The following is a 24,111-nucleotide window of genomic DNA, read 5'->3' as shown; positions in this document are numbered from 1 at the left end:
ACCCCCCCACCGGCCCCCCCCCCCCCCCACACCCCCCCCCCCCCCCCGCCCCCCCCGCGGGGGCCCCCCCCGCGCCCCCCCCCCGGGGGGGGGGCCGGGGGGGGCCCCCCCCGGGGGGGGGGCGCCCCGCGCCGACGAACGATGGCGGTCAGGCGCCGGTGGGCAGTTCCTCCAGCACCCAGATCGGCTGCCAGTCGGCCATCTCGTGGTAGCGGCGCAGCTCGGACAGGCCGGCCACCGACCCGCTCCAGGCCGCGTACGGCGGGTTGCCCTCGTCGAAGCCGCTCTGCACGAAGGTCAGCTTGGTCTTCCCGTCGGACTCGGCCAGCTCCCAGGTGCTGATGCCGGTCGGTCCCCAGTCGACGGACATCCGGTGGCCTGGCTCCAGGTCGACCACCTTGGCCGCGTACCCGGCCTCGAAGCCGCCCATGGCGTACCGGCCGCCGACCCAGGGCTCGATGCCGATCGGGTAGCCGAACCAGGCGCTGGCCTGGGCGGAGTCGGTCAGCGACTGCCAGACCCGCTCGACCGGCGCGCCGATCAGCAGCTCGCCGCGCAGGTCGGCGGAGGTGAAGTCGGTCTTCGGCAGCAGTGGTCGCCCCTCCAGGTGCGCGGCGAGGTTGGCGATCGACAGGCTCCACCAGGTCTGGAGCACCCCCCGGATGGTGCTGCCGTCCATTGCCTCGGCGAAGTTGAAGTGGCTCTGGGTGAGGGTCAGCAGGGTGCTGCCCGGCCCCTCGGGCGTCAGGGCTATCTCGCTGGTGGTCTCCACCCCGTCGAGCAGCCAGGCGAAGCGCAGCGTGTCCTCGTCGGCGTGCAGCAGGCGCTGGTGTGGCGCGTCGCCCTCGGGCGTGAAGCGGCCCCAGAACTCGTACCGTCGGGGCAGCTCCACCTCGGCGTGCTCGGCGAACCAGACGCGCAGCTCGGCCGGGTCGGTCAGGGCGCGCCGGACGGCCTCGACCGGCGCGGCGAGACGGGCACCCAGCTTCAACGAATCACTCACGGTCGTCCCCCTTGGGGTAACAGGCCACGGCCAGCTTGAAGGCGTCCCCCTCGGCGCCGCCGTAGCGTGTGAACAGGTCCCGCAGCGTGGACTGCAGGTCGTGCAGGAACTCCTGCCGGCGCTCGGCCGGCACCCGGATCTCGCCGGACACCCCGATGGAGGGCAGCTCCGGCGCGGACCGGTCGAGGGCGGCGACGTCCGCCTGGACCTCCTCCATCAGGTCGAGCAGGTAGCCCAGGCTGAGCTCGTCCCGGGCCCGGCGCACCCCGCCGACCCGCCCCACCAGGCGGGGCGAGAGCCAGTACGACCGGGCGGCGGCCTGGTAGATGCCCTCGCTGATGCCGCGCACCTTCCGGCTCGACACCTGCTCGACCAGGCCGGCCGCCACCAACTGCTTGACGTGGTAGTAGACGCGCTGCGGCGTCTGCTCCAGCCGGGTGGCGACCTCGGTGCAGGTGCGGGGCTCGGCCAACTGCCGCAGCACCTCGACGCGCTGCGGCTTGAGCAGGACCTCGGCCTGCTCGATCTGCTCCAGGTACATGACGTCTCTCATCGCACAAATGAGCTTGTACGTAAAAACTTTCTTTGTCAATAGGGTCGAGGAAAGCCGCGCCGACCCGGCGCGGCTCTCCTCAGGCGGTTCCGCGATCAGGGCGTCCAGTCGGGGCGCAGCGGGTACGACGCCTGCCCGCCCGGCCCGTTGCGGGTGGCCAGCACCTGGTGCAGCTGGATGCCGTTGGTCTCGAAGGCCAGCCGCGACCCGGCCATGTAGAGGCCCCACACCCGCGCGGTGCCCTGCCCCACCTCCGAGACGCAGAAGTCCCAGTTCTCGACGAGGTTGCGGCACCAGGCGGCCAGGGTCAGCGCGTAGTGCTGCCGCAGGTTCTCCTCGTGGTGCACCTCCAGCCCCACGTCGTGGATCTCACTGATCAGCCGGCCCGGCCCGGCCAGTTCGCCGTCCGGGAAGACGTACCGGTCGATGAAGGCGCCGGAGCGGTGCGGGGCCCGGTTGTCGGCCCGGGTGATGCAGTGGTTGAGCAGCCGGCCGTGCGGCCGCAGCCGGTCCCGCAGCGCCGCGAAGTACGCCGGGTAGTTGCGCACCCCGATGTGCTCGGTCAGCCCGATCGAGGAGACCACATCGAACTGCTGCCACGGGGCGTCCCGGTAGTCCAGGTGGCGCACCTCGGCCAGCTCGGTCAGCCCCTCCCGCTCGATCGCCGCCTGCGCCCACCGCGCCTGCTCCCGGGACAGCGTGACGCCGAGCGCCTTCACGCCGTACTCCCGGGCGGCGTGCCGGACCATGCCGCCCCAGCCGCAGCCCACGTCGAGCAGCCGCATCCCCGGCTTGAGCGCCAGCTTGCCGGCGACCAGGTCGTACTTGGCCGCCTGGGCCTGCTCCAGCGTGTCGCCCGGGCTGTGGAACACCGCGCAGGTGTACGTCATGGACGGGCCGAGCACCTTCTCGTAGAAGGCGTTCGAGACGTCGTAGTGGTGCGAGATGGCGGTGCTGTCCCGCAGGCGGGAGTGGCGCAGCCCGTTCATCACCCGCCGCCAGCGCGGCTGCGCCTCCTGCGGCGGGGGCGGCGGGGGCAGCAGCCGCTCCCAGCCCAGCCCGCGCACCAGCGCCAGCCCCTCGGCCAGCGACGGGGTACGCACCCGCAGCTCGTCCTTGAGCACCCGCAACGCCTCGTACGGGTCGCCGGGGTGCACGCCGTGCAACTGGAGGTCGCCGCTGACGTACGCCCGCGCCATGCCCAGGTCACCGGGGGCGGTGAGCAGGTACGTCAGACCACGCTCGGAGCAGATGGACAGGGTGATCCCGCTGTCGGCCGGGCCGATCGCGCTGCCGTCGTACCCGGTGATCCGCACCGGCAGCTCGCCGGTGGTCAGCGCCCGGACGACGTCGGCGACGGTGGGGGCGGCGCGCCGGCCCCCGGCCGGCGGTGGTGTGGCGGGGGAACTGCTCGCCCCCTGTTCTCGGTCGGTCAGGCTCATTTGCGTGCAACCGCCTTCTCGTAGAGTCCGGTGAGCCGGTGATCCGGGTCGTAGCGGTCCTTCACGGCACGCCAGGTCTCCCCGCCGTAGAGCCGGTCGAAGGCCGCTCGGTCGTAGTACGCGTCCGAGTAGAGGGACTTGTGACCACCCATGTCGGACACCGCCCGCTCGATCGAGCGGTTCACGTCGCCGTCGGCCGCTCCGTCGGCGATCGGCACACTTCCCCAGAAACCGATGTTGACGTAGGTCTGCCCCGGCCGGAGCGGATACAGCGGCCAGGACCGCGCCGAGCCCGGCCCGGCCGGCTCGCGCAACCGCAGCGGGCAGAGCCAGACCGGGTTCATGCCCACGTTGGCGGCGAACCAGCGGAGGAAGTCGGCGGTGGCCTCCAGCGGGATCTCGACGTCCTGCACCACCCGCTCACGGGCCGGGCGCCCGCGCCAGCGGTCGACCCGCGCGGCGACCTGGTGCCGGTGTTCCAGCCGGACCAGCCGGTGGTAGAAGTCGCTGCGCCGCCACCGGGCCGGCCAGAGCCGGCGGACGACCGGGTGCTGCACCCCGAACGCCGCCGAGCACCAGAACCAGTCGGTGTCCCAGCGCCAGAGGTAGTTGTGGGTGGTCAGCGCGTCGCGGGTGCGCCGGCGCAGCGACCGGTAGTAGATCTCCTGGCCGGTGTAGTCGCTGAGCTGCGGCGCGTCGTCGGTGAAGGTGCCCAGGGTCAGGTACGCCTCGCCGGGGCTGAACATCACCCCGTCCATCGCGTCGACGGGCTGCCCCTCCCACTCACCCTTGACGACCACGTCGCCGATCGCCTCGGTCAGCTCCTCCAGCCGGCTGAAGCGCACGTTGCGCAGCGCCACGGCGTGGCGTACGGGCTGGAGCTCGATGCGCAGCCGGGTGGCGTAGCCGAGGCTGCCCAGCGAGTTGGGGAAGGCGGCGAAGAGGTCGGCGTGCTCGCCCTCCGGGCGGGCGGTGAGGATCTCGCCCGCGCCGGTGAGCACGTCCATCTCGGTCACCGACTCGTGCGGCAGGCCGTTGCGGAACGAGGTGGACTCGATGCCCAGCCCGGTGACCGCGCCGCCCAGGGTGATCGTGCGCAACTGCGGCACGACCAGCGGCATCAGTCCGTGCGGGAGGGTGGCGTCGACCAGGTCCTCGTACGTGCACATGCCCTGCACGTCGGCGGTACGGGCCCGGGGGTCGACCGACAGCACGCCGTCCAGCCCGGAGACGTCCAGGCCCGGTGAGCTGGTGGCCGCCCGGGGGCGGAACAGATTCGAGGTGCGTTTGGCGAGGCGGACGGGTTCCCCGAGGGGCACCGCGGCGTACGACCGCCGCAACGTGTCCACCGCCAGGTCATGATCACGCAGCGCGCGCATGAGATCACCTTACGCGCCGAACGGCCCGCGCGTGGGATGTCCATGGTGGCCTTTTCGCCACCACGATCGGACGATCCCGTTACCGTGGCGGACGTGCCGTCGCCCGCCCTCGCCGCCCTGGACGCCGCCGGTCTGCCGTACCGGGTGATCCGGCACGGGCCGGTGCGCAGCCTCGCCGAGGCCGCCGCCGCCCGCGGCGTCGCGGTGCCGGACGTGGTGAAGACGATCGTGGTCCGCCGCGGCCCGGACGACCATCTCTTCGTGCTCACCCCGGGCGACCGGGTGATCTCCTGGCCCAAGCTGCGCGCGCTGCTCGGCGTCAACCGGCTCTCCATGCCCGACGCGGCGGCGGCCCGCGACGCCACCGGCTACGAACGGGGCACCATCACCCCGTTCGGCGCGACCACCGCCTGGCCGGTCGTCGCCGACGAGCGGCTGCGCGGCCGGGAGATCACCCTCGGCGCGGGCGAGCACGGCGTCGCCGTCGCGCTGGACGCCGACGCGGCGATCACCACGCTCGGGGCGACGGTCGCGGACGTGACCGACCCGGAGCCCGCACGCTGACCCGCCGCCGATCGGTGGTCGGTTCGGGGCGGACGGCATAGCGTGGACCCATGCCGAAAGCCGTCTGGAACGACCTGGTGATCGCCGAGAGCGACGACACCGTCCTGGTGGAGGGCAACCACTACTTCCCTCGCGCCGCCCTGCGCGACGATCTGATCCGGGAGTCGGCGACCCACACGTTCTGCCCGTGGAAGGGCACCGCCTCCTACTACACCCTCGAGCACGACGGCCGGACCAGCGCCGACGCCGTCTGGTACTACCCGGACCCGAAGCCGGACGCCGAGATGGTGCGCGACCGGGTGGCGTTCTGGAAGGACGTCACGGTCGTCGACTGAGTCACCGCCGGCCGGGCCGGGTGGCCATCGACCGGTCCGGTGGGTCAGGATTCCCCCATGTCCGCCCCCGACGAACACCACGACCCGGCCGGCACCGTCTACGGCACCCGCCGGTCCGCCCGACCCGGGCTGCCCCGGGACCCGCTGATCCGGTTCGCGCTGGCCGCCGGGCTGGTCGGCGTACTGGTGGGGGTCTTCTTCGCCACCGGCGTGCTCGGCGGCGGCGACCAGCCGGTGGTGCCGGCGTCGGCCGCCTCCGCGCCCCCGGCTCAGCCGCCGTCGCCGGAGGTCACCGAACCGGCCCCGACCACCCCCGCCGCGCCGTCGCCGACCGCCGCGCCGACCACCCCGCCCGCCCCGGTGGCCGGGCCGAAGGTGTTCCGGGCGGTGGCCTCCGGCCTCTGCGTCGGCACCGACGACGAGGACGAGAAGGCCAAGGCCGAGTTGGCCGGCTGCTCAGGCGGGCCGGAGCAGCAGTGGGTGGCCAACCCGGTCGCCCCGGACCTGGTCACCCTCACCAACGCGGCGCACGCGCAGTGCCTGGACGTCGAGGGCGGCAGCACCGACGACGGCGCGAAGCTCCAGCAGTTCCCCTGCCACGGGCAGGCCAACCAGCAGTGGCGGCTGACCCCGGTCGGCACCGGCCCGGTGCTGCTGGTCGCGGTCCACTCCGGCAAGTGCGCCGAGGTGAAGGACGGCGGCACCGAGTCCGGCGACGAACTCGTCCAGGTCCCGTGCACCGGCGCCGCCCCCCAGCAGTGGACGGTGGGCTGAGCTCAGCCCCGGTAGCTCCAGGCCCGGGCCGGCGGCGCCACCACGGGCACCGGCACCGGCACCGGTTCCCGGCGGCGCAGCAGCAGCGAGAGCCCGGCCGCGCCGATCGACAGCGCCCCGGCGACGTACCAGGCAACCGCGTAGTCGCCGAGGCGGTCGCGGACCAGGCCCGCCCCGGTCGCGGCGACCGCCGCGCCGAACTGGTGGGCGGCGAAGACCCAGCCGAAGACCACCGCGCCCGCCGCGCCGAAGTACTCCCGGCACAGCGCGACGGTCGGCGGCACGGTGGCCACCCAGTCCAGGCCGTAGAAGATGATGAAGACCAGCATGCTCGGCTCGGCCGTGCCGGCGAAGAGGCCGGGCAGCACCAGCAGCGACCCGCCGCGCAGCGCGTAGTAGCCGCCGAGCAGCAGCCGGCTGTCCACCCGGTCGGTGAGCCAGCCGGAGGCGATGGTGCCGACGATGTCGAAGAGCCCGACCAGGGCGAGCAGCCCCGCGGCGGTGGTCTCCGGCATCCCGTGGTCGTGGGCGGCCGGCACGAAGTGCGTGCCGACCAGCCCGTTGGTGGTCGCGCCGCAGATCGCGAAGCCGCCGGCGAGCAGCCAGAACGGCCTGGTCCGCGCGGCCGAGGCCAGCGCGCCGACGGCCCGGGAGGCCGCGCCGCCCGTCGTCGGCGCGGGCGGCACCACCTCCGCCGCGCCGTAGGCGGGCAGGCCGAGATCCGCCGGGTGTTCCCGCAGCAGCCAGGCCACCAGCGGTACGACCGCCAGCGCCGCCCCCGCGACGACGAGCGCCGCCGTGCGCCACCCGTGGTCGCGGACCAGCACGGCGAGCAGCGGCAGGAAGACCAGTTGCCCGGCCGCCCCGCCGGCGGTCAGCACCCCGGTGACCAGCCCGCGACGGCGGACGAACCAGCGCCCGGTGACCGTGGCCACGAAGGCGAGCGCCATCGACCCGGTGCCCAGCCCGACGAGCACCCCCCAGCAGAGGATCAGCTGCCAGCTGGCCGTCATGAACACCGTCAGGCCGCTGCCGGCCGCTACCAACGCCAGCGCGCCGGCCACCACCCGCCGGACGCCGAACCGGTCCATCAGCGCGGCGGCGAACGGCGCGGTCAGCCCGTAGAGCAGCAGGTTGACCGAGACGGCGGCGGAGACGGTGGCCAGCGGCCAGCCGAACTCGGCGTGCAACGGGTGCAGCAGGACCGAGGGGGTGGCCCGGAAGCCGGCGGCGCCGACCAGCGCGACGAACGCGACGGCGGCGACCAGCCAGGCGGGGTGGAGACGGCGGGTTCGGTTCACGACACGAGTCTCGACGGCGGGCCCGCAGACGACGAGTGGCCGGAAAGCCATCATGCGCAATAATCGGGCCATGACGATCGTCCCGCACCGGGTGGCGGTGCTCGCCATCGACCAGGTGGTCGGCCTCGACCTCGGCACCCCCTCCCAGGTCTTCGGCACCGCCCGCACCAAGGACCTGCGGCCGCTCTACACGGTCGACGCCTGCACGCCGGGGGGCCGCCCGGTGCGCAGCACCGCCGGGTACCAGGTACTGCCCGACCACGGGCTCGAACTGGTCGAGGCCGCCGACACGGTGGTCGTACCGGGCATCCACGGTGGTCCGGCGCTGACCGACGGCGTCCTCGACCCCGAGGTCGCGGCGGCGCTGCGGGCGGCCCACGAGCGGGGCGCGCGGATCATGTCGATCTGCACCGGCGCGTTCGTGCTGGCCGCCGCCGGGCTGCTCGACGGCCGGCGGGCCACCACCCACTGGGCGTACGCGGACCTGTTCCGCCGGCTGCACCCGGCGGTCGACCTGGACCCCGACGTGCTCTTCATCGAATCCGACGACGTGCTCACCTCGGCCGGGGTGGCCGCCGGCCTCGACCTGTGCCTGCACGTCATCCGCACCGACCACGGCAGCGAGGTGGCCAACCGCTCGGCCCGCCGCTGCGTGGTGCCGCCGTGGCGCGACGGCGGCCAGGCCCAGTACATCGAGCGCCCGGTGCCCCACCGGGCGGCAACGGGCACCGCCGGCACCCGGGAGTGGGCCCGGCAACGGCTGCACGAGCCGGTCACCCTGCGCGACCTGGCCGAGCACGCGCGGATGAGCGTCCGTACCTTCACCCGGCACTTCCGCTCCGAGACCGGGCTGAGCCCCGCCCAGTGGCTGCTCCAGGAGCGCACCGACCACGCCCGGCTGCTGCTGGAGACCACCGACCTGACCGTCGACCAGGTGGCCCACCGCTGCGGCTTCGGCACCGCCGCCGCCCTGCGCCAGCAGCTCCGCCAGCGCATCGGCGTCGCCCCGAGCGCGTACCGCCGGGCCTTCCACCGGCACCCCTGATCGGCGTTCCCGCGCCGCGGGCGAGGACCGCCCGGTCGGCGGGGTCAGGGCGGGGCGGCGGCCCGGAGCCGGTGCAGGGCGGCGGTGGCGTCGCGCAGGTGCACCTCGATCAGCGGGCGGTCGTCGCCGGGGCCGGACGGCACGGGTGCGGTGGACCCGGGCCGGGATCCGGAGCGGTCGGTGGCGGCGGCGGAAAGCTCCGCCAGCCCGTCGGCCAGCTCGGTCAACCGGTCCGGCAACGGGCCCGACCCCACCGTCGGGTGGGACGTGAGCTGTCCGTGCACGTCGTCGCAGAGCAGCAGGGCGGCGGCGACCAGCACGTGGACGTCGTCGAGGGGGCGGTCGGCCCGGTGCAGCCGGGCGGCGCGCCGGCGCCCGCGTACGGTGCGGCCGGTGACCCGGTGGGCCTCCACCCGGGCCTCGGTGAGCCGGCCGAGGCGGGCGTTGGCGTGCCGGGCCTGCTCGCAGGCGGTGGCCGCCAGCCCCGGCCCGCCCCGGCGCAGCGCCTCGGCCGCCGTCCGCAGCGCGAGCGCGGTGTCCCGCAGGATCTCCGGGACCGGCGCGGCGACCAGCTTCACCGGATCGGGGCTGAACAGCACCTGGCTGCCGAGCAGACCCAGCGCGCCGCCGACCGCCACGTCCAGCAGATAGCCGGCGGGTGACCGCGCCGGCCCCAGTGCGGTCACGATCAACACGGCGGTGCCGGCCTGGACGTAGGTCAGCGGCCGCGGGTCGACCAGGGCGGCGATCGACATCGCGAGCGCGAGGGCCGGCACCATCACCAGGAATCCGATGCCGAGGTCGAGGGCCTGGACGCCCTCCCCCACCGCGACGCCCGCCAGCACCCCCACGAACAGGTCGACGGCCTGCCGGCCCCGCCCGCCCATGCCCGCCGACAGGCAGATCAACGAGCCGGTGGCGGCGAAGATCGGCGCCTGGTGGCCGAAGAGGGTCGCCGCGATCCACCACGCCGCGCCCGCCGTCAGCGCGCACTGGCCGATCACCGGCAGCGCCATCCGGATCCGGTGCCGCAACAGCGCGGGGACGGCCGACCGGGCCGCGCTGCGCAGGCCCGCCCCGCGCCGGCTCACCGCACCGGTTGGCTCACGACCCGATCGACCGGTCGACGGTCGGCCGGTCGGCAATGGGCGTCCCCGGCGGTGTCCGCAGGACCCGGAGCTGCGCGAGGTGTTTCGGCAGGTGGACGCGGGCGTGCAGGTCCAGGGTGCGCGACCAGGGCAGGGTGTCGTCGACGACCAGGTCGAAGCCCTCCCGCAGGTGGGTGTCGACCGGGGTCTCCGCCGCCGGGCCGAGCCGGTCCACCAGGGCGCAGAGCTTCTGGCTGGTGGCCCGCAGCAGGGTGGCCAGCCCGTCCAGGCCGCCGCAGTCGGCGACCAGCGCGTCCACCTGGGGGCGGTGGATGGTCTCCAGGTCGTAGTAGGCGAAGGGCGAGCCGGCGAGGACCGCCTCGGTGGCCTCGCTCATCAGCTCGTCGTTGGCGGCCAGATGGGCCACGATCTGCGCGGCGGTCAGCTGCCCCTGCGGCGGCTCACCGAAGCCGCCCGCCTCCACCTCGGCGAGCAGTTCGTCGTAGATCCGCCGCAGCCCCGCGCTCTCCACGTCCCCAGTCAACCCCGCCGACCGGCGCGGACCGGGGCGTTACCGCACCGGGATCACCCGGACGGGCGGCTCAGCGCCGGCCCCGCCGGGCGCGCAGGTAGTCGGAGACGACGTACTCGCCGAGGTCGTCGAGGTCCGGGGTGAACATCCGGCCCTTCGAGCGGCGGGCCACCGCGTCGACGAAGCGGCGCAGCCCCGGATCGTCGCCGAGCATGAAGAGGTTGAGCGTGGTGCCGTAGCGGGTCAGCTTGTCCACCTCGCGGATGGTCGCCTCGATCGTCTCCGGCAGCGGCGGCCAGTGGAACAGCGCCTCCCCGTCGTCCGGGTCGAGGTGGGCGGTCGGCTCGCCGTCGGTGACCACCAGCACCACCGGCTCCGCGCCGGGGTGCCGGCGCAGGTGCCGCCCGGCCAGCCGCAGCGCGTGCTGGAGGTTGGTGCCCTGCTGCATGTCCGGCTCCACCGCGGCCAACTCCTGCTGGGTCAGCGTCAGCGCCTCCCGGCCGAAGCCGACGATCTCCAGGGCGTCCTGCGGGAAGCGGGTCGCCACCAGGTGCGACAACGCCAGCGCCGTCTGCTTCATCGGCCCCCAGCGCCCCTGCGAGATCATCGAGTACGACAGGTCGACGCAGAGCGCCACCGCCGCCGAGGCCCGGCGCTCGGTCTCCACCACCTCGAAGTCGGAGACGTCGAGCTGGACCGGCACCGTGGGGCCGGCCCGGCGGACCGCCCGGGTGAGGGTGCGGACCACGTCCAGCGGCTGCTCGTCGCCGTACTCCCAGGGTCGGGACGCCCCGCTGACCTCGCCGGCCGCGCCCGCCGAGCGCAGGTCGTGCTGGCCGCGCGGCCCGGCCGTGAGGTCGGCGAAGACCCGCCGCAGCGCGGTGCCGGCGAGCCGGCGCAGCGCCTTCGGACTCAGGGTGAGCCCGTCGGCGTCCCGGCTCACCCACCCCTGCCGGCGCAGTTCCCGCTCCAGCTCCCGCAGCCGGCGGACGTCGTCGGCGGCGTCGCGGCCCAGCGTCCGGGCCACCGCCTCGACGTCCACGTCGTCGAGGGTCGCGCCGGGGTGCTCCTGGTCGAGGGAGTCGAGCAGGTCGTCCAGCTCGCCGATCTCGTCGAGCGCGCCGGCCGCCTCGCCGTAGCCGAGTGGCTGGTCGCCGCGGACCCGCTCGCCGCGCTGCCAGTTCAGGTCGGGGCGCAGCGCCCGCAGGTGCCCGTCCAGCGCGGCCAGCTCGCCGGCCAGCCGGTCGCCGAGGGACTGCCGCATCAGCCCGGCCAGCTCCTCGCGCTGCTGGTCCGACAGCGACCGCATCAGCCGCTCCCCGGCGGCCGAGCGGCGGGCCAGCACGTCGACCAGCTCGTCGACGTCCTTCGGCCGCTCCGGGAAGAACTCGCCGTGCCGGCGCATGAACTCGGCGAACGCGTCGGTGGTGTCCTCGGCGCGGGCGTGCCGGGCCAGCAGGTCGTTGAGGTCCCGCATCATCTCGGCCAGCTGCCGCTGCACCGCCGGGTCGCCGGCCGCTCGCGCCGCGTCGCGCAGCCCGGCGAAGCGCTGCTCCAGCACGTCGCCGCGCAGCCCATCGAGGATCCGCTGGTACGTCTGCCGCGCCTCGTCGCTGGCCCACTTGTAGCCCGCCAGCTCCTGCACGGCGCGGGCGGTGGAGCGGGGCAGGTTGTCCAGCACCGCCTCGGCGAACCGCGCATCGTCGTCGGCGCGCCCGCGCAGCTCGTCGCGTTCCGCCGCCAGCGCCTGGTCGAGCAGCGCCCGGGAGCGGGTCACCGCCCCGTCCAGGTCGCCCCGGCGCAGCGCCTCCCGGCGCAGCCGGCGGGCCCGGGCGGCCAGGTCGTCCAGGCCGCCGCGCCCCTGCGGGCCCCGGCGCAGCAGGTCGCGCAGCGCGTCCCGCAGGCTGCCGCCGGCCAGCACCTCCGCGCCGACGGCGTCCACCGCGGCCCGGACGTCGTACGGCGGGGCGAGCGGGTCGGGCCCGCCGCGCCACTGGCCGTACCGGAACCGGTTGCCGGCCACGCTCAGCCCCGGCCGCCGTAGACGGTACGGCCCGACTCGGTGACGTCCTTGCCGAGCCGGCGGGTCAGGTGCAGCCCCTCCAGGACGAACTCGATCCCGGCGGCGGCCTCCTCCGGGGTGGGCGCGTCACCCAGCCCGAGCCGGTCCAGCGCCTTGGCCAGCCCCGGCACGGTGCCGACCTGGCGCAGCAGCTCCGCCGACGAGACCAACTCACCGGTCTCGATGACGGTGCCCTCGGCGACCAGGCCGGTGAAGCCGGACAGGTCCAGCCCGGCCAGCCGGGCCCGGAACGTCTCGGCGGTGGCGGTGCGCAGCAGGTGGGCCAGGATCTCGGTCTCGCGCCCCTCCTCGCCGCTCTCGAACTCGACCTTGCCGCGCAGGGTCGAGGTCACCGACACCGCGTCACCGACCCGCGCGACCGGGGCCTCCGGGCGTACCCCCGGGGCGGCGGGACCGGCGGCGAGCAGGCCGGATCGGCGCAGCGCGGCGGCGGCGACCGTCTCGGCGGCGGCGATCGCGAAGCGGGCGGAGACGCCGGAGCGCGGGTCCACCGACGGCGACTCGCGCACGGCGCGGGCGAACCGGGCGAGCACCTCCAGCACGTGCTCCGGCACCTCGGCAACCAGCTCGGCCTCCTGCCGGATCAACGCCAGCTCCAGCTCCAGGTCGACCGGGTAGTGGGTGCGGACCTCCGCGCCGAAGCGGTCCTTGAGCGGCGTGATGATCCGGCCCCGGTTGGTGTAGTCCTCCGGGTTGGCGCTGGCCACCAAAAACAGGTCCAGCGGCAGCCGCAGCTGGTAGCCGCGGACCTGGATGTCCCGCTCCTCCAGCACGTTGAGCAGCGCCACCTGGATCCGCTCGGCCAGGTCGGGCAGCTCGTTCACCGCGAAGATCCCCCGGTTGGTGCGCGGCACCAGTCCGAAGTGGATGGTCTCCGGGTCGCCGAGGGTGCGACCCTGGGCCAGCCGGATCGGGTCGACGTCGCCGATCAGATCACCGACGCTGGTGTCCGGGGTGGCCAGCTTCTCGCCGTAGCGCATCGAGCGGTGCAGCCAGCCCACCGCCAGGTCGTCGCCAGCCTCGGCGACAAGCGCGCGGGAGGCCGGGGTGAGCGGATGCATCGGGTGCTCGTTGAGCACCGAGCCGGGAATCACCGGGGTCCACTCGTCGAGCAGCGCCACCAGCGAGCGGATCAGCCGGGTCTTGCCCTGGCCGCGCTCGCCGAGCAGCACCATGTCGTGGCCGGCGAGCAGGGCCCGCTCGACCTCGGGGAGAACCGTGTCGTCGTAGCCGACGATGCCGGGGAAGCGATCGGAGCCGGAACGCATCCGGGCGAGGAGGTTGTCGCGGAGTTCCTGCTTGACGGTGCGGTGCCGGTGCCCGGCCGCGCGCAGCTCGCCGAGCGTGCCCGGCAGGTCGGCGGGCGGGACCGGGAGAACCTGGTTTGGCGCAGTCACCCGACCCACGCTAGCGCGGTCCGCCACGTCACCGCCCCCTTCCGTCCGCTCCAGCCTCTCCGTCCGCTCCAGCCCCTCCGGCCGGGCCGCGATCCGGCCCGCGGCTCAGCCGCGACCGCAGCGGGCGCAGCCGCCCCGGCGGCGCAGGTGGTACGCGTATGTGGCGGCGCCGAGCGCGGCGCCCCAGAACGGCCAGAGCAGCATCGGCGCGCTGGCCATGGTGAAGCCGCCGCCGAGCCGCCAGAACTCGGGCGTGGTGACGAGGCCGAGAGTGGCCGCGGTGACCGCGAGCGCGACCAGGGTGGCCGGGACGACCGCGAGCTTCACCGGCACCGGCCGGCCGGCCAGACCGACCATCCAGCGCGGGAACCGCTCGCCCCAGCTCTGCACCAGCCCGAGGGTGAGGACCGCGCCCACGGTGGCGAAGGCGCCCAGCCCGGCGCCGGCCCAGACCTGTCCGGTCTCCCGCATGTCGTCCAGCAGCTCCGGGGAGATGCCGAGCGGGATGCCGGCCGCCCAGGCGAACCGGGTCAGCGCGTACGCGAAGGGGATGGCCGCGGCGGTCCCGGCGGCCCAGCGTCCCCAGCGGGCGGCGGCCGCCCGGGTGGTCCAGCCCCGGTCGGCACCGCCCCGGCCGCAGGCCACGCAGGCGTCGGCGGTCCGCCGCTGCCAGACCAGCAGCGCCCCGGCCAGCAGCACTCCGCCCGCCATGGCGGCCACCTTGACGCCGAGCGACCAGGTGAAGACGTCGGCGTAGTCGACCGGCGGCCAGCCGAACGGGGCGCCGAGGATCAGCATCGGCGCGTAGCCGAGGATCACCAGCACCCGCGCGTCGGGCACCACCACGGCCAGCACGAAGGCGACCGTCCAGCCGTAGCCGAGCAGCAGTGCGCGCAGCGGGCCGGCGGTACGGGCGCCCTGGCTGCTCATCGCGAGGGCGGCGACCGCGGCGGCCAGCAGCATCCCGGCGAAGAGCGGCGGCGCGACGTCGACGGGAACCAGCCGGAGCAGGTTCGCCCCGCCGCCGTCCTGGTCGTTCGCGCCGAACGGGTAGCCGGCGCCGGTCAGCGTGCAGAGCAGGGCGAGTACGCCCCAGAGGCCGAGCCAGCCGGCGGCCAGCGGGGCGAGCCGGTCGGGCCGGCGAGCGGCTGGACGGTGGGTGGGAACATCGGTCGTCGTCATGCTCCCAGCGTCGGCGGCGGTGCCGCCACCGCCCTCCCGAGCGGTGACGAACCCGCTCCCCCGGCCGAGGGGGATCAGCCGGTGGGGACGACGAAACCCGACTCGTAGGCGGCGATCACGGCCTGGGTACGGTCCCGCACGCCGAGCTTGGCCAGCACGTTGCCGACGTGCGTCTTGACCGTCTCGACCCCGACCACGAGCTGCCCGGCGATCTCGGTGTTGGAGAGCCCGGTGGTCATCAGCCGCAACACCTCCGCCTCCCGCTCGGTCAGCCGGGCCGCGCGCAGCCGATCTCCGCCCGACCCCCCGTACGCCCCGGCGAGGCGGCGGATCGCGGCCGGGAAGAGCAGCGAGTCACCGGCGGCGACCGCCCGGACGGCGGTGACCACCTCCGCCGGGCGGGCCCGCTTGAGCAGGAAGCCGCTCGCGCCGGCGCGCAGCGCCTCGTAGACGTACTCGTCGTTCTCGAAGGTGGTGACCACGAGAACGCGGGGCGGGTCGGCGGAGGCGGCCAGCAGCAGCCGGGTGGCCTGGATGCCGTCGATGGCGGGCATCCGCACGTCCATCAGCACCACCCGGGGCCGCAGCCGCGCGACCAGCGGGGGCACCTCGGCGCCGTCGGCGGCTTCGCCCACCACCCGCAGGTCCGGCTGGGCGTCGATGATCGCCCGCAGCCCGACCCGGATCAGCTCGTCGTCGTCGACGATCAGCACGTCCGTGCTCACCGCGCCTCCCCCCTCGGCACCGGCAGCCGCACCCGGACCCGCCAGTGACCATCCTCCGGGCCGGCGGTGATCCGCCCGCCGAGCAGCAGCACCCGTTCCCGCATGCCGTCCAGGCCCCGGCCGCCGCGTCCCGGCCGCGCCGCGCCGCCCAGCAGGTTCTCCAGCTCGATCTCCAGCCACCGCCGGCTCGGCGCGTCCGACGCCGCGCGAGGAGCGGGCACCGTCGCCTCCCCGGGTACGTCCACCCGCAGGCGCACCGGGCCGCGGCCGTACCGGGCGGCGTTGGTGAGCCCCTCCTGCACGATCCGGTAGCCCTCCCGGGACACCGCCGGGGGCAGCTCCGCCAGCTCCCCGTCGACCCGCGCCTCGACCCGCAGCCCGGCCGCCCGGGTGTCGGCGACGAGCCGGTCGAGCTGGGCCAGGGTCCGCTGCGGCGCGGTGTTGGCCGGAGCCCGGGCGGCGGTTTCGGTCTCCCGGAGCAGGCCCAGCACGTGGTCCAGGTCGTCCATCGCGTGCCGGCTGGTCTCCTCGATCGCGGCGAGCGCCCGGCGGGCGAACTCCGGGTCGCCGTCGAGGAGCTGGCGGGCCGCGCCGGCCTGGAGGGTGGCCACGGTCAGCGCGTGGCCCACCGAGTCGTGCAGTTCCCGGGCCAACCGGTTGCGCTCGGCGAGCCGGGCCGCCCGCGCCGCCAGGGCGGCGAGCTGCTCGGCGGCCGAGGGGCCGAGCAGCGCCGGCGCCATCGAGGCGGCGAGCGTGCCCAGCCCGGCGACCGCGTAGCCGAGGCCGAGCAGCATCAGCACCCCGGTGAGGGTGAGCCAGCCGGTGTCCCGCCCGTCGAGCGGCCCCCAGCTCTCCTGGGCGACCAGCTGGGTGCCGACGCCGAACTGCTGGGCGATGAACGACAACGCCATCGGCAGGGCGCTGATCAGCGCGAACATCACCGTCCCGCCGACGGTCATGTGCAGGGCGATCCAGAGCGCGGCGCGCAGCCGGGTCTCCCGGTCGGCCGGGTGCCCGGCGGCGGGCTCCGGCAGCGGCACGCCGAGCAGGGCGCGGGCGGCGGCGATCTCCAGCGTCCGGCTGCCGTCGAGGAAGAACGGCACCGCGCCGATGACGGCGGCCACCACCATCAGCGCGAAGACCAGCAGCCGGGGCACCTCGCCGCGGGTGAGGAGCTGGACGAAGGTGCCGGCGAGCAGCGCGTACGGCAGGGCCAGCACCCCGCCGAGCAGGAGGAACACGCCACGGCGACAGGTGCTCGCACGGACGAGCGGCGCGATCAGCGCCCGGGGAGTCACCGGGCCATTCTCCCGCCCCGCCACGCCAAGCCGACTCCCCCGTGTCGGGGATTCCGGCACCGCCTCGTCGCCCCCGGATCACCGGGCGCGGCAATCTCCCGTCCGCCGCAGGCTCAGCGGTGCTCCTGAACGTACTTCTGCGGGTCCTTGTCGTCGAAGGTCAGGTTGCGGCCGTTCTTGTGCTCGCCGTAGAAGGTCAGCCAGCGGGCGCCCAGCTCGGCGCGGAGTTCGACGCTGGCGTGCCGGCGGAAGTCCGGCAGCGCCCCGTCCTCCTCCTCCGCGAGGTGCTCGCTGTTCTCCCGGCGGGCCTTCCACACCGCCGCCCACCACTCGTCGGAGCCCACCGGGTGCAGCTTCGACTCGGCGATGGCGTCGCGGATCTCGTTGTGGTCGCCGATGGCGTCGGTGGTCTCGTCCTCGCCGTCGTCGCCGTGCCGCACCAGGTGCGGATAGAGGATCGCCTCCTCCGCCTCGGCGTGGATGTCCAGATGCAGGGCGAGCGCCTCCCAGACGGCCAGCAGTTCGGTCTCGTCGCGGGCGTCGTCGAGCCGGGCGAAGCCGCGCCGGAAGGCGGCGTGGTCGTCCAGGATCAGCGCGGTGATGTCGTCCATGATGCTCACTTCCCCACTCGGGCGCGGATCAGCCTCGGCACCGCGGCCAGGCCGGTGACCGGCCGGAACTGCCGGGCGGCGGTGGCCAGGGCGGCGTACTCGTCGGCGCCGAGATCGATCTCGGCGGCGGCCGCGTTGCGCTCCATCTGCTCCACACCGGACGCGCCGGGGATGGCCACCACGTTCGGGTGGTGCAGCAGATAGGCCAGCGCGATCTGGCTGGGGGTGGCGTCGTGCGCGTCGGCCACCTCACGCAGCGTCGCGATCAGGGCGGTGCCGCGTTCCAGGTTCTCCGGCAGGAAGTACGGGTTGGCCCGGCGCACCGCCCCGCTCGGCGGGTGCTTCGCGTCGTACCGCCCGGAGAGGAAGCCCTGCGCGAGCGGGCTGTACGCGATGACGATCCGACCGGCCTGCTCCGCGTACGGGATCAGGTCCTCCTCCGGGCCCCGGTCGATCATGCTGTAGCGGACCTGGTTGCTCAGCACCCGCCGGCCCAGCGCGGCCTCGGCGAACCGCCAGCGGCGCAGGCTGTAGTTGCTGACCCCGACCTCGGCGACCAGGCCGACGTCCTGCAACGCGCGCATCCCGCGCATGGTGGTGGTGTCGGCGACCACCGGGTTGGGCTGGTGCACCTGGTAGAGGTCGATGCCCTGCACGCCGAGGCGGGCCGCGGAGGCGACCGCCCGCTGCTGCACCACCGGGGCGACCGGCAGGACCGGGAAGATCTTGCTGGCCACCACGACCTTCTCCCGGTCGCCGCCGAGGGCGGCCCCGAGGATCCGCTCGCTACGGCCGAAGCCGTACACCTCGGCGGTGTCGAAGAGGGTGACCCCCAGGTCGAGCGCCCGCCGCACGATGTCCGCCGCCCGGCGCTCGTAGTCGGGGCCGTAACCCCACTCCTTCGAGCCGAACTGCCAGGTACCGAGACCGATCTTGGAAATCGGCTTGGGCGTGTCGAGCGGGACGAAGCGCATGGGCTCGAAGCTACCCCCGCACACCGGGACGGCACGCCCGTTCCGGGACGCCGATAGGGTCGGCGTCGTGACCTACCTCGCCGCTGATCAGCGTTACGACTCGATGACCTACCGACGGACCGGACGCAGCGGGCTGCGGCTGCCCGCCGTCTCGCTCGGCCTGTGGCACAACTTCGGGCCGGACCGGCCCTTCGAGCGGCAGCGGGACATCGTCCGACGCGCGTTCGACCTCGGGGTCACCCATTTCGACCTGGCCAACAACTACGGCCCGCCGCCCGGCGCGGCGGAGGAGGCCTTCGGCCGGTTGCTGGCGACCGACCTCAAGCCCTACCGGGACGAGCTGGTCGTCTCCACCAAGGCCGGCTACCTGATGTGGCCCGGCCCGTACGGCGAGTGGGGCTCCCGCAAGTACCTGGTCTCCTCACTGGACCAGTCGCTGCGCCGGATGGGGCTGGAGTACGTCGACATCTTCTACTCGCACCGGTTCGACCCGGACACCCCGCTGGAGGAGACGATGGGCGCGCTCGACGCCGTCGTCCGCTCCGGCAAGGCGCTCTACGTCGGCATCTCCAACTACGACTCGGAGCAGACCGCCCGGGCCGCGGCGATCCTGCGTGACCTGGGCACGCCGCTGCTGATCAACCAGCCGTCGTACTCGATGTTGAACCGGTGGACCGAGGACGACGGCCTGCTCGACACCCTGGCGGAGGTCGGTGCGGGCTGCATCGCGTACAGCCCGCTGGCCCAGGGCCTGCTCACCGACCGCTACCTCGCCGGCATTCCCGAGGACTCGCGGGTGCGCACCAGCGTCTTCCTCAACGAGAGCGACCTGACCGAGGAGAAGCTGGCCACCATCCGCGGCCTGGGCCGGGTGGCCGAGCGGCGGGGGCAGACCCTCGCCCAGCTCGCCCTCGCCTGGGCGCTGCGCGACCCGCGGATGACCAGCCTGATCATCGGCGCGAGCAGCGTGGCCCAGTTGGAGGGGAACGTCGCCGCGGTGGAGAACCTCGACTTCACCGCCGAGGAGCTGGCCGAGATCGACGGCCTGCTCGGCTGAGCCGCCGAGGCGTCCCGGCCGCCGTTGGGTGGCGCGGCCGGGGCGCGGTGGCGCGCGGTCACCAGATGCGGCGGCGGCCGGCGCGGTGGTTGCGCACGTCGCAGGCGCGGCCGGGCGGAACGGTGCCGGCCCGGCGCAACCGCATGGCGACGATCGCGGCGAGCAGCACGGTGACCGCCGCCGCCGCGCCGACCACCAGCCGGAGGCTGTCACCGCCGAGGCGGGTCACCGACGCAACGGGTACGCCCGGATCGCCCGGCACCGGCGCCGCGGTCAACCCGGGCACGGCGGTGCTGGCGGCGCGCGGCGCGACGGCCGGGGTGGCCGGGCTTGCCGCCGCGGTGGGCGTGGCCCCGCCGGGCTTCCGGAACACCACGTCGGAGCAGGAGTAGTAGCTGTCCGGGGTGTCGGAGTTCTGCCACACGGTGTAGATCAGGTGCCGTCCGGTCAGCCCGGCCGGCAGCCGGCCCGCCAGCTGGTACGACCCGCTGCGCAGCGGCGGGTCGGTCATCGTCAAGAACGGGCGCGGCGAGAGATCCGCCCAGGTCAACCGGCTCTGCGGGTCGTAGCCCGGGCGCGTGGCGTAGAGCCGGAACGTGCCCTTGTGCGGGATGGTCCCCCGGTAGCGGAAGGTGAACTTCGCCCCGGCGGCCAGCTCCGTCGCCGGCCAGTCGGTGCGCGGCAGGTCCAACCCCCGGTACGCCGACAGCCCGCCGCTGCACAGCTCCCCGTCCGGGATCCGTTCCCGGTCCTTGCCGTTGACGCCGAAGACCCGGATGTTGTCCCACTCGCGTACCGCCGCTCCGGCCCGGACGGCGGCCCGGCAGGCCGGCGTCGCGGCGTGCGGGCCTTCCGGGCCGCAGGCCGCCGACCGGCTCAGCGGGCTGGTGGGCGCGCCGTGCGCGGCAGCGGGGGTCGCGGTCGGCAGGACGCTCACGGCGACGGCCGCGAGGACGGCGAGCACTCGGCGTACGGTCATGATGGACCTCCCGAGCACTGGTACGGGCGGGAGCCGCCAAAGGTTCGACCGGCGCCCATGGAGCCGGGCGACCTGGCACCGCTAGGCCACGAGGATCTTGGCCATGATGTGCTCCCGACGCACGCCGTCGGACATGAGGTCGCCCAGCTCACCCGTGTCACGAAAGCCGTTGCGCTGGTAGAGCGCCCAGGCGTTCCGGTTGCCCTCCACCACGGCCAGGCGCAGTGTCTCCGCGCCCACCAGCCGAGCCCACTGCTCGACCGCCCGGACGAGGTGGTCGCCCACGCTCCGGCCACGCGCCACCGGCGCCACGTACATCGAGATCAGCTCGACGACGCCGTCCTGACCGGTCGGCACTCCGCTGGCCATCCCGACGGGCTGCCCGTCGAGCATCGCGATGATGTTGTACGAGCCGGGGATGGCCAGCCGAGCGCGCCACCGTTCCGCACGGTCGCCCTCGCCCTGCCAGTCCGCCAGCTGGGAACCGAACGCGTACGCCGCCTCCGCCAGCGCGGCGAGCCGCAGCTCCCGCCACATCTTCCAGTCGCCCTCGCTGAGCACCCGCGTCTCAATCTCGATCATGCGGGGAGGATGCCGTGGGTGCGGGGAACGGGCAACCCGGTATCCGGTGACGAGGTGTGCCGACCGGCCCTGTCGGCCGGCGGCCACCTCCGTCAGCGGCGGTGCGGCATCATCCGCCGCTGATCGGGAAGAGCCGGGCGTGCGCCTTTCCGTCATCCGCATGCTGCTCGTCGCCGCGCTGGTGGCCTCGCCTCCCGCGGCCGGGGCAGCCCGTGAAGAGACGATCCACGACCGGTTGGCCGGCACCGTCACGTCGACGGCTCCGGCGGGGGCTCGGCAGGTCACCATCCTGGGCTCGGGCGACATCCTGGTGCACCCACCGACCTGGCAGCAGGCCGGCGCCGACGCGGTCAAGGCCGGTCGGCCCGGTTACGACTTCGACCCGATATTCGCCCCCATCCGGCCCGCGGTCGAGTCCGCCGACCTGGCCATCTGCCACCTGGAAGCGCCCATGGGTCCCGGTGCGCCGGCGGACTTTCCCCTGTTCCGCGCTCCCACCGACCTGGGACCGGCCATCAGGACCGCCGGCTACGACACCTGTTCGACGGCCAGCAACCACTCCTTCGACCAGGGCGAGCAGGGCGTCTACGCCAACCTCGACGCGCTCGACGCCGCCGGGCTGAAGCACACCGGCACCTTCCGCAGCAGCGCCGCACAGGCCACCCCCACCATCTACCAGGTGAAGGGCGTCAAAATCGGCCACCTGTCCTGGGCTGCGCACTTCAACGGCCACCCGCCGCCACCGGACAAACCGTGGCTGGCCAACCGCATCGACGTACCCGCCATCAGGAAGGCCGCCGCAGCGACCCGCAGGGCCGGCGCGCAGATCATCGTCCTGTCCGCCCACTGGGGCACCGAGATGGAACACACCCCCGACGAGAACCAGTTGCGCTGGGCCAACGAGTTGATCACCGACCCGGACATCGACCTGATCATCGGACACCACGCCCACGTCGTGCAGCCCTTCGAGAAGGTCGGCGGCAAGTGGATCGCCTACGGTGTCGGCAACACCCTCGCCCGGCACGACTTCCCCAAGGACGCCAACCGCGAAGGCGTCCTGGCCAAGTTCACCTTCACCGAACAGGCGGACCGGCGATGGACCGTCACCCGGGCGGAGGCGATCCCCATCTGGCTCTCCCTGAAGCCCACCATCCGGGTCCTCGACCTCGCCCGGCTCCCGGCCGCCGACCGGCGGCGTCAGACGTACCGGGCCGCCATGGACCGGATCAGCGGCTATCTCGACGCTCGCGGGGGCATCAACGACGGCCTGCACATCGCCCGCTGACCCCCTGGTGGAAAGCCCCGTCGGTAGGCCGAGCCGGTCCCCGCCGTAGGGCGAGTTTGGGTGCCAGGGGTGGGGGAAGACACGGGCGCCGAGCGGGCCGGTCGGCTCGACCCGGCTGGACCGGCCCGTCCCGTCAGCGGCACCGTCGGTGCGGGCCTCGCAGGACACCCCGAGGAGGAGCGACGATGGCCGACGCTCGACGGAGCACGACCGGGGCCACCGCCAGGCCCACCAGCGCCCGGAAGGCCACCGGGGCCAGCAAGGCCCCGATGAACCGCAAGGCGGCGGCGAAGAAGGTCGCGGCCGCCACGAAGCGGGCCACCGGGGCGAGCGTGGCCAAGAGCCCGGGTGAGAAGCCCACCCCGACGACGGCGCGGGTGGCCCGGAAGAAGGCGACCTCCGCGACGGCCGCCCCGACCCGCACCCCGACCGCCAAGGCGGCCGCCGCCAAGAAGGCAGCCCCCGCCAAGAAGGCAGCCCCCGCCATGAAGGCGCCCGGGACGAGGGCGGCGACGAAGAAGTCGCCGGCGAAGAAGGCCGCGGCTGCCCGCGCGCGGACCACCACGGCCACCCGGGCGCCGGCGAAGAAGGCCACCACCATGGAGTCCTTCGGCAACCGGCGCACGGCCCGCAAGACCAACCGCTGACGGTCCGGCGGTCCCCGCGGTGCCGGGGCGGAACCCGCCTCGACCACGTCCGGACGCCGGGCCATCTAGTGCGGTGTCCACTAACGTTCACCGGGTTTCCGATGCACCGTTGTGGATCCTCGCCGTGGGGGCGAGCGACTCCCCACCTGGTGGTGGGGCGGGCCTCCGCGGGCCAACTGATCCTCGCGCCGTCATCGCGGGGCGGCGGGGATCACGCCGGGACCGACCGGCACCGGGCAGGTGCCGGCCGGCTCGACGGTGCGTGACCACCTCGGGCAGCGCAACGGCTGCTGCGGTGGTGGGTCCGCCGCCCGGGCTGCGGGTGGCGATGCTGGCGGCCGCGACCAGGTCGCGGTGCCCGGAGAACTGGCAGTGCGGGCAGGACAGGCTCCGCCCGCGCGGTTTCGGCACCCGGCGGTGACAGACAGGGCAGGTGGACGAGGTTCCCCGCTCGTCAACCAACCGGACGGTGATGCCGGCCAGGGTGGCCTTGTCGGTGAGGACCTGCAGGAGCCGGCCGATCTGCCACTGCCGCAGCCGCAGGTTGTGCCGCCGCCCCGCCGCGATGTCCAACACCCCGCGCGGGTCGCCGACATGCAGCACACCCACCCGCCCCCGCACCGCCCAGGACACGACCGTGGCGGCGGCTTCGTGCTGGGCCTGACGGACCCTACGCCGGTGCCGGCCCTCCACCAGGCGGGCGCGGCGTCGGTGCTGGCGCCACCGCCGCGACCCCCGCTGACCCGGCTTCGGTGCCCTGCGGGCCACGGCGCGGCGGCGGGCCTTGCTGTCGGCCAGGTGCATGCGGTGCTCGGCGCGCACAGCCCGCCCCGACACCAACAGCCCCTCACCGTCCGGGCCGGCCACCGCGTACGGGTGAATCACACCGAGATCCACCCCGGCGACCCGGCCCGGATCCGGCCCCTCACCCGCCGGGTAGGTCGCCACCGGCACCTCGGCGCTCACGTCCAGGAACAGCCGGCCGCCCTCGCACAGCAGGGTGACCGAGCGGACCTGCTCGACCGGGTACGGCACCACCCGCGCCAGCCTGACCCACAACGGCGACGTGCCCCTGGCCGTGGGAAGGCGGACCCGACGGCCCTGGAGGGTGAAGGTGCCGTGATACCAGCGCACCGGCATCAACGCCCGCCGACGACGCGGAAACCGCACCGACAGGTCCCCGTCCTGGCGGGCTTTCGCCGCCGCGAACCACGCATCGGAGAACCGCCGCAACACCGACCTGGCACCCGTGCTGTCCAACTCGCCGAACGTGCC

At 74.6% G+C, this 24,111-nt stretch carries 24 protein-coding genes; 7 read left to right on the top strand and 17 right to left on the bottom strand.

What is annotated here, in order from left to right:
- Positions 1 to 148: 148 nt before the first annotated feature.
- The 4 genes from M2302_RS31540 to M2302_RS31525 all read right to left on the bottom strand — a co-directional run bounded on the left by M2302_RS31540 (position 149) and on the right by M2302_RS31525 (position 4,377).
- Positions 149 to 1,003 (bottom strand): SRPBCC domain-containing protein, encoded by an 855-nt coding sequence (locus M2302_RS31540; RefSeq protein WP_280841449.1) that lies wholly within the window; start codon positions 1,001 to 1,003, stop codon positions 149 to 151.
- Complete coding sequence (locus M2302_RS31535; protein WP_088963794.1) at positions 996 to 1,556, bottom strand: helix-turn-helix domain-containing protein; 561 nt, start codon at positions 1,554 to 1,556, stop codon at positions 996 to 998. Before M2302_RS31535 ends, M2302_RS31540 begins: the two co-directional genes overlap by 8 nt.
- 95 nt (positions 1,557 to 1,651) lie before the next feature.
- Positions 1,652 to 2,998 carry a class I SAM-dependent methyltransferase gene (locus tag M2302_RS31530; RefSeq protein ID WP_280841448.1) on the bottom strand — a complete coding sequence of 449 codons (1,347 nt, stop codon included), beginning with the start codon at positions 2,996 to 2,998 and terminating at the stop codon, positions 1,652 to 1,654.
- Entirely contained in the window at positions 2,995 to 4,377 is a 1,383-nt protein-coding gene (locus M2302_RS31525) for an FAD-binding oxidoreductase (protein ID WP_280841447.1), read from the bottom strand. Before M2302_RS31525 ends, M2302_RS31530 begins: the two co-directional genes overlap by 4 nt.
- A gap of 93 nt (positions 4,378 to 4,470) precedes the next feature.
- On the opposite strand from M2302_RS31525, the gene M2302_RS31520 reads away from it, so the two are divergent.
- The 3 genes from M2302_RS31520 to M2302_RS31510 are packed head-to-tail and all read left to right on the top strand — an operon-like array spanning position 4,471 to position 6,050.
- Positions 4,471 to 4,941, top strand: a complete 471-nt coding sequence (locus tag M2302_RS31520; protein ID WP_280841446.1) for a YbaK/EbsC family protein — start codon at positions 4,471 to 4,473, stop codon at positions 4,939 to 4,941.
- A gap of 50 nt (positions 4,942 to 4,991) precedes the next feature.
- Complete coding sequence (locus tag M2302_RS31515) at positions 4,992 to 5,276, top strand: DUF427 domain-containing protein (protein ID WP_280841445.1); 285 nt, start codon at positions 4,992 to 4,994, stop codon at positions 5,274 to 5,276.
- A 57-nt stretch (positions 5,277 to 5,333) separates the two neighbouring features.
- Positions 5,334 to 6,050: an RICIN domain-containing protein gene (locus M2302_RS31510; protein ID WP_280841444.1), complete on the top strand. Its 717-nt coding sequence runs from the start codon at positions 5,334 to 5,336 to the stop codon at positions 6,048 to 6,050.
- 2 nt (positions 6,051 to 6,052) lie between these two features.
- On the opposite strand, the gene M2302_RS31505 is transcribed toward M2302_RS31510, so the two are convergent.
- Positions 6,053 to 7,402, bottom strand: coding sequence for an MFS transporter (locus M2302_RS31505; protein ID WP_280841443.1), 1,350 nt, complete (start codon positions 7,400 to 7,402; stop codon positions 6,053 to 6,055).
- Between the two features lies 1 nt (position 7,403).
- On the opposite strand from M2302_RS31505, the gene M2302_RS31500 reads away from it, so the two are divergent.
- A complete protein-coding gene (locus M2302_RS31500) occupies positions 7,404 to 8,396 on the top strand; it encodes a helix-turn-helix domain-containing protein (RefSeq protein ID WP_280841442.1) in 993 nt (330 codons plus the stop codon).
- Between the two features lie 44 nt (positions 8,397 to 8,440).
- On the opposite strand, the gene M2302_RS31495 is transcribed toward M2302_RS31500, so the two are convergent.
- The 9 genes from M2302_RS31495 to M2302_RS31455 all read right to left on the bottom strand — a co-directional run bounded on the left by M2302_RS31495 (position 8,441) and on the right by M2302_RS31455 (position 18,286).
- Positions 8,441 to 9,487: an FUSC family protein gene (locus M2302_RS31495; protein WP_280841441.1), complete on the bottom strand. Its 1,047-nt coding sequence runs from the start codon at positions 9,485 to 9,487 to the stop codon at positions 8,441 to 8,443.
- A 13-nt stretch (positions 9,488 to 9,500) separates the two neighbouring features.
- Entirely contained in the window at positions 9,501 to 10,016 is a 516-nt protein-coding gene (locus M2302_RS31490) for a hypothetical protein (protein WP_280841440.1), read from the bottom strand.
- A 70-nt stretch (positions 10,017 to 10,086) separates the two neighbouring features.
- Positions 10,087 to 12,039, bottom strand: coding sequence for a VWA domain-containing protein (locus M2302_RS31485; protein WP_280841439.1), 1,953 nt, complete (start codon positions 12,037 to 12,039; stop codon positions 10,087 to 10,089).
- 2 nt (positions 12,040 to 12,041) lie between these two features.
- Positions 12,042 to 13,505 (bottom strand): magnesium chelatase, encoded by a 1,464-nt coding sequence (locus M2302_RS31480; RefSeq protein WP_280841450.1) that lies wholly within the window; start codon positions 13,503 to 13,505, stop codon positions 12,042 to 12,044.
- A gap of 96 nt (positions 13,506 to 13,601) precedes the next feature.
- Positions 13,602 to 14,678 (bottom strand): hypothetical protein, encoded by a 1,077-nt coding sequence (locus M2302_RS31475; protein WP_280841438.1) that lies wholly within the window; start codon positions 14,676 to 14,678, stop codon positions 13,602 to 13,604.
- A gap of 74 nt (positions 14,679 to 14,752) precedes the next feature.
- Positions 14,753 to 15,403 carry a response regulator transcription factor gene (locus M2302_RS31470; RefSeq protein ID WP_280841437.1) on the bottom strand — a complete coding sequence of 217 codons (651 nt, stop codon included), beginning with the start codon at positions 15,401 to 15,403 and terminating at the stop codon, positions 14,753 to 14,755.
- On the bottom strand, positions 15,400 to 16,701 hold the full coding sequence (locus M2302_RS31465; protein ID WP_280841436.1) for a histidine kinase: 1,302 nt from the start codon (positions 16,699 to 16,701) through the stop codon (positions 15,400 to 15,402). The genes M2302_RS31470 and M2302_RS31465 overlap by 4 nt, the downstream gene beginning before the upstream one ends.
- A gap of 113 nt (positions 16,702 to 16,814) precedes the next feature.
- Positions 16,815 to 17,312 carry a hemerythrin domain-containing protein gene (locus M2302_RS31460; RefSeq protein WP_154939220.1) on the bottom strand — a complete coding sequence of 166 codons (498 nt, stop codon included), beginning with the start codon at positions 17,310 to 17,312 and terminating at the stop codon, positions 16,815 to 16,817.
- A gap of 5 nt (positions 17,313 to 17,317) precedes the next feature.
- A complete protein-coding gene (locus M2302_RS31455) occupies positions 17,318 to 18,286 on the bottom strand; it encodes an aldo/keto reductase (RefSeq protein WP_280841435.1) in 969 nt (322 codons plus the stop codon).
- Positions 18,287 to 18,353: 67 nt separating this feature from the next.
- On the opposite strand from M2302_RS31455, the gene mgrA reads away from it, so the two are divergent.
- Complete coding sequence (gene mgrA / locus M2302_RS31450) at positions 18,354 to 19,343, top strand: L-glyceraldehyde 3-phosphate reductase (RefSeq protein WP_280841434.1); 990 nt, start codon at positions 18,354 to 18,356, stop codon at positions 19,341 to 19,343.
- 58 nt (positions 19,344 to 19,401) lie between these two features.
- Here mgrA and M2302_RS31445 read toward each other — a convergent pair whose 3' ends face one another.
- Positions 19,402 to 20,322: a lytic polysaccharide monooxygenase gene (locus tag M2302_RS31445; protein WP_280841433.1), complete on the bottom strand. Its 921-nt coding sequence runs from the start codon at positions 20,320 to 20,322 to the stop codon at positions 19,402 to 19,404.
- A gap of 81 nt (positions 20,323 to 20,403) precedes the next feature.
- On the bottom strand, positions 20,404 to 20,904 hold the full coding sequence (locus M2302_RS31440; RefSeq protein WP_280841431.1) for a GNAT family N-acetyltransferase: 501 nt from the start codon (positions 20,902 to 20,904) through the stop codon (positions 20,404 to 20,406).
- A gap of 139 nt (positions 20,905 to 21,043) precedes the next feature.
- Here M2302_RS31440 and M2302_RS31435 point away from each other — a divergent pair, with 139 nt between their 5' ends.
- Together M2302_RS31435 and M2302_RS31430 are read left to right on the top strand one after the other, a co-directional pair.
- On the top strand, positions 21,044 to 22,189 hold the full coding sequence (locus tag M2302_RS31435) for a CapA family protein (RefSeq protein ID WP_280841430.1): 1,146 nt from the start codon (positions 21,044 to 21,046) through the stop codon (positions 22,187 to 22,189).
- Between the two features lie 185 nt (positions 22,190 to 22,374).
- Positions 22,375 to 22,836, top strand: a complete 462-nt coding sequence (locus M2302_RS31430; protein ID WP_280841429.1) for a hypothetical protein — start codon at positions 22,375 to 22,377, stop codon at positions 22,834 to 22,836.
- 87 nt (positions 22,837 to 22,923) lie between these two features.
- On the opposite strand, the gene M2302_RS31425 is transcribed toward M2302_RS31430, so the two are convergent.
- Positions 22,924 to 24,111 (bottom strand): transposase (locus M2302_RS31425; protein WP_280841428.1); only part of this gene is annotated, 1,188 nt, incomplete at its 5' end.

This window comes from Micromonospora sp. A200 (genome assembly GCF_029893845.1).
GTDB classification, from domain to species: domain Bacteria; phylum Actinomycetota; class Actinomycetes; order Mycobacteriales; family Micromonosporaceae; genus Micromonospora; species Micromonospora purpureochromogenes.
The sequence above is the reverse complement of the archived record's forward strand: the minus strand, read 5'-3'. Positions and strand labels throughout refer to the sequence as shown.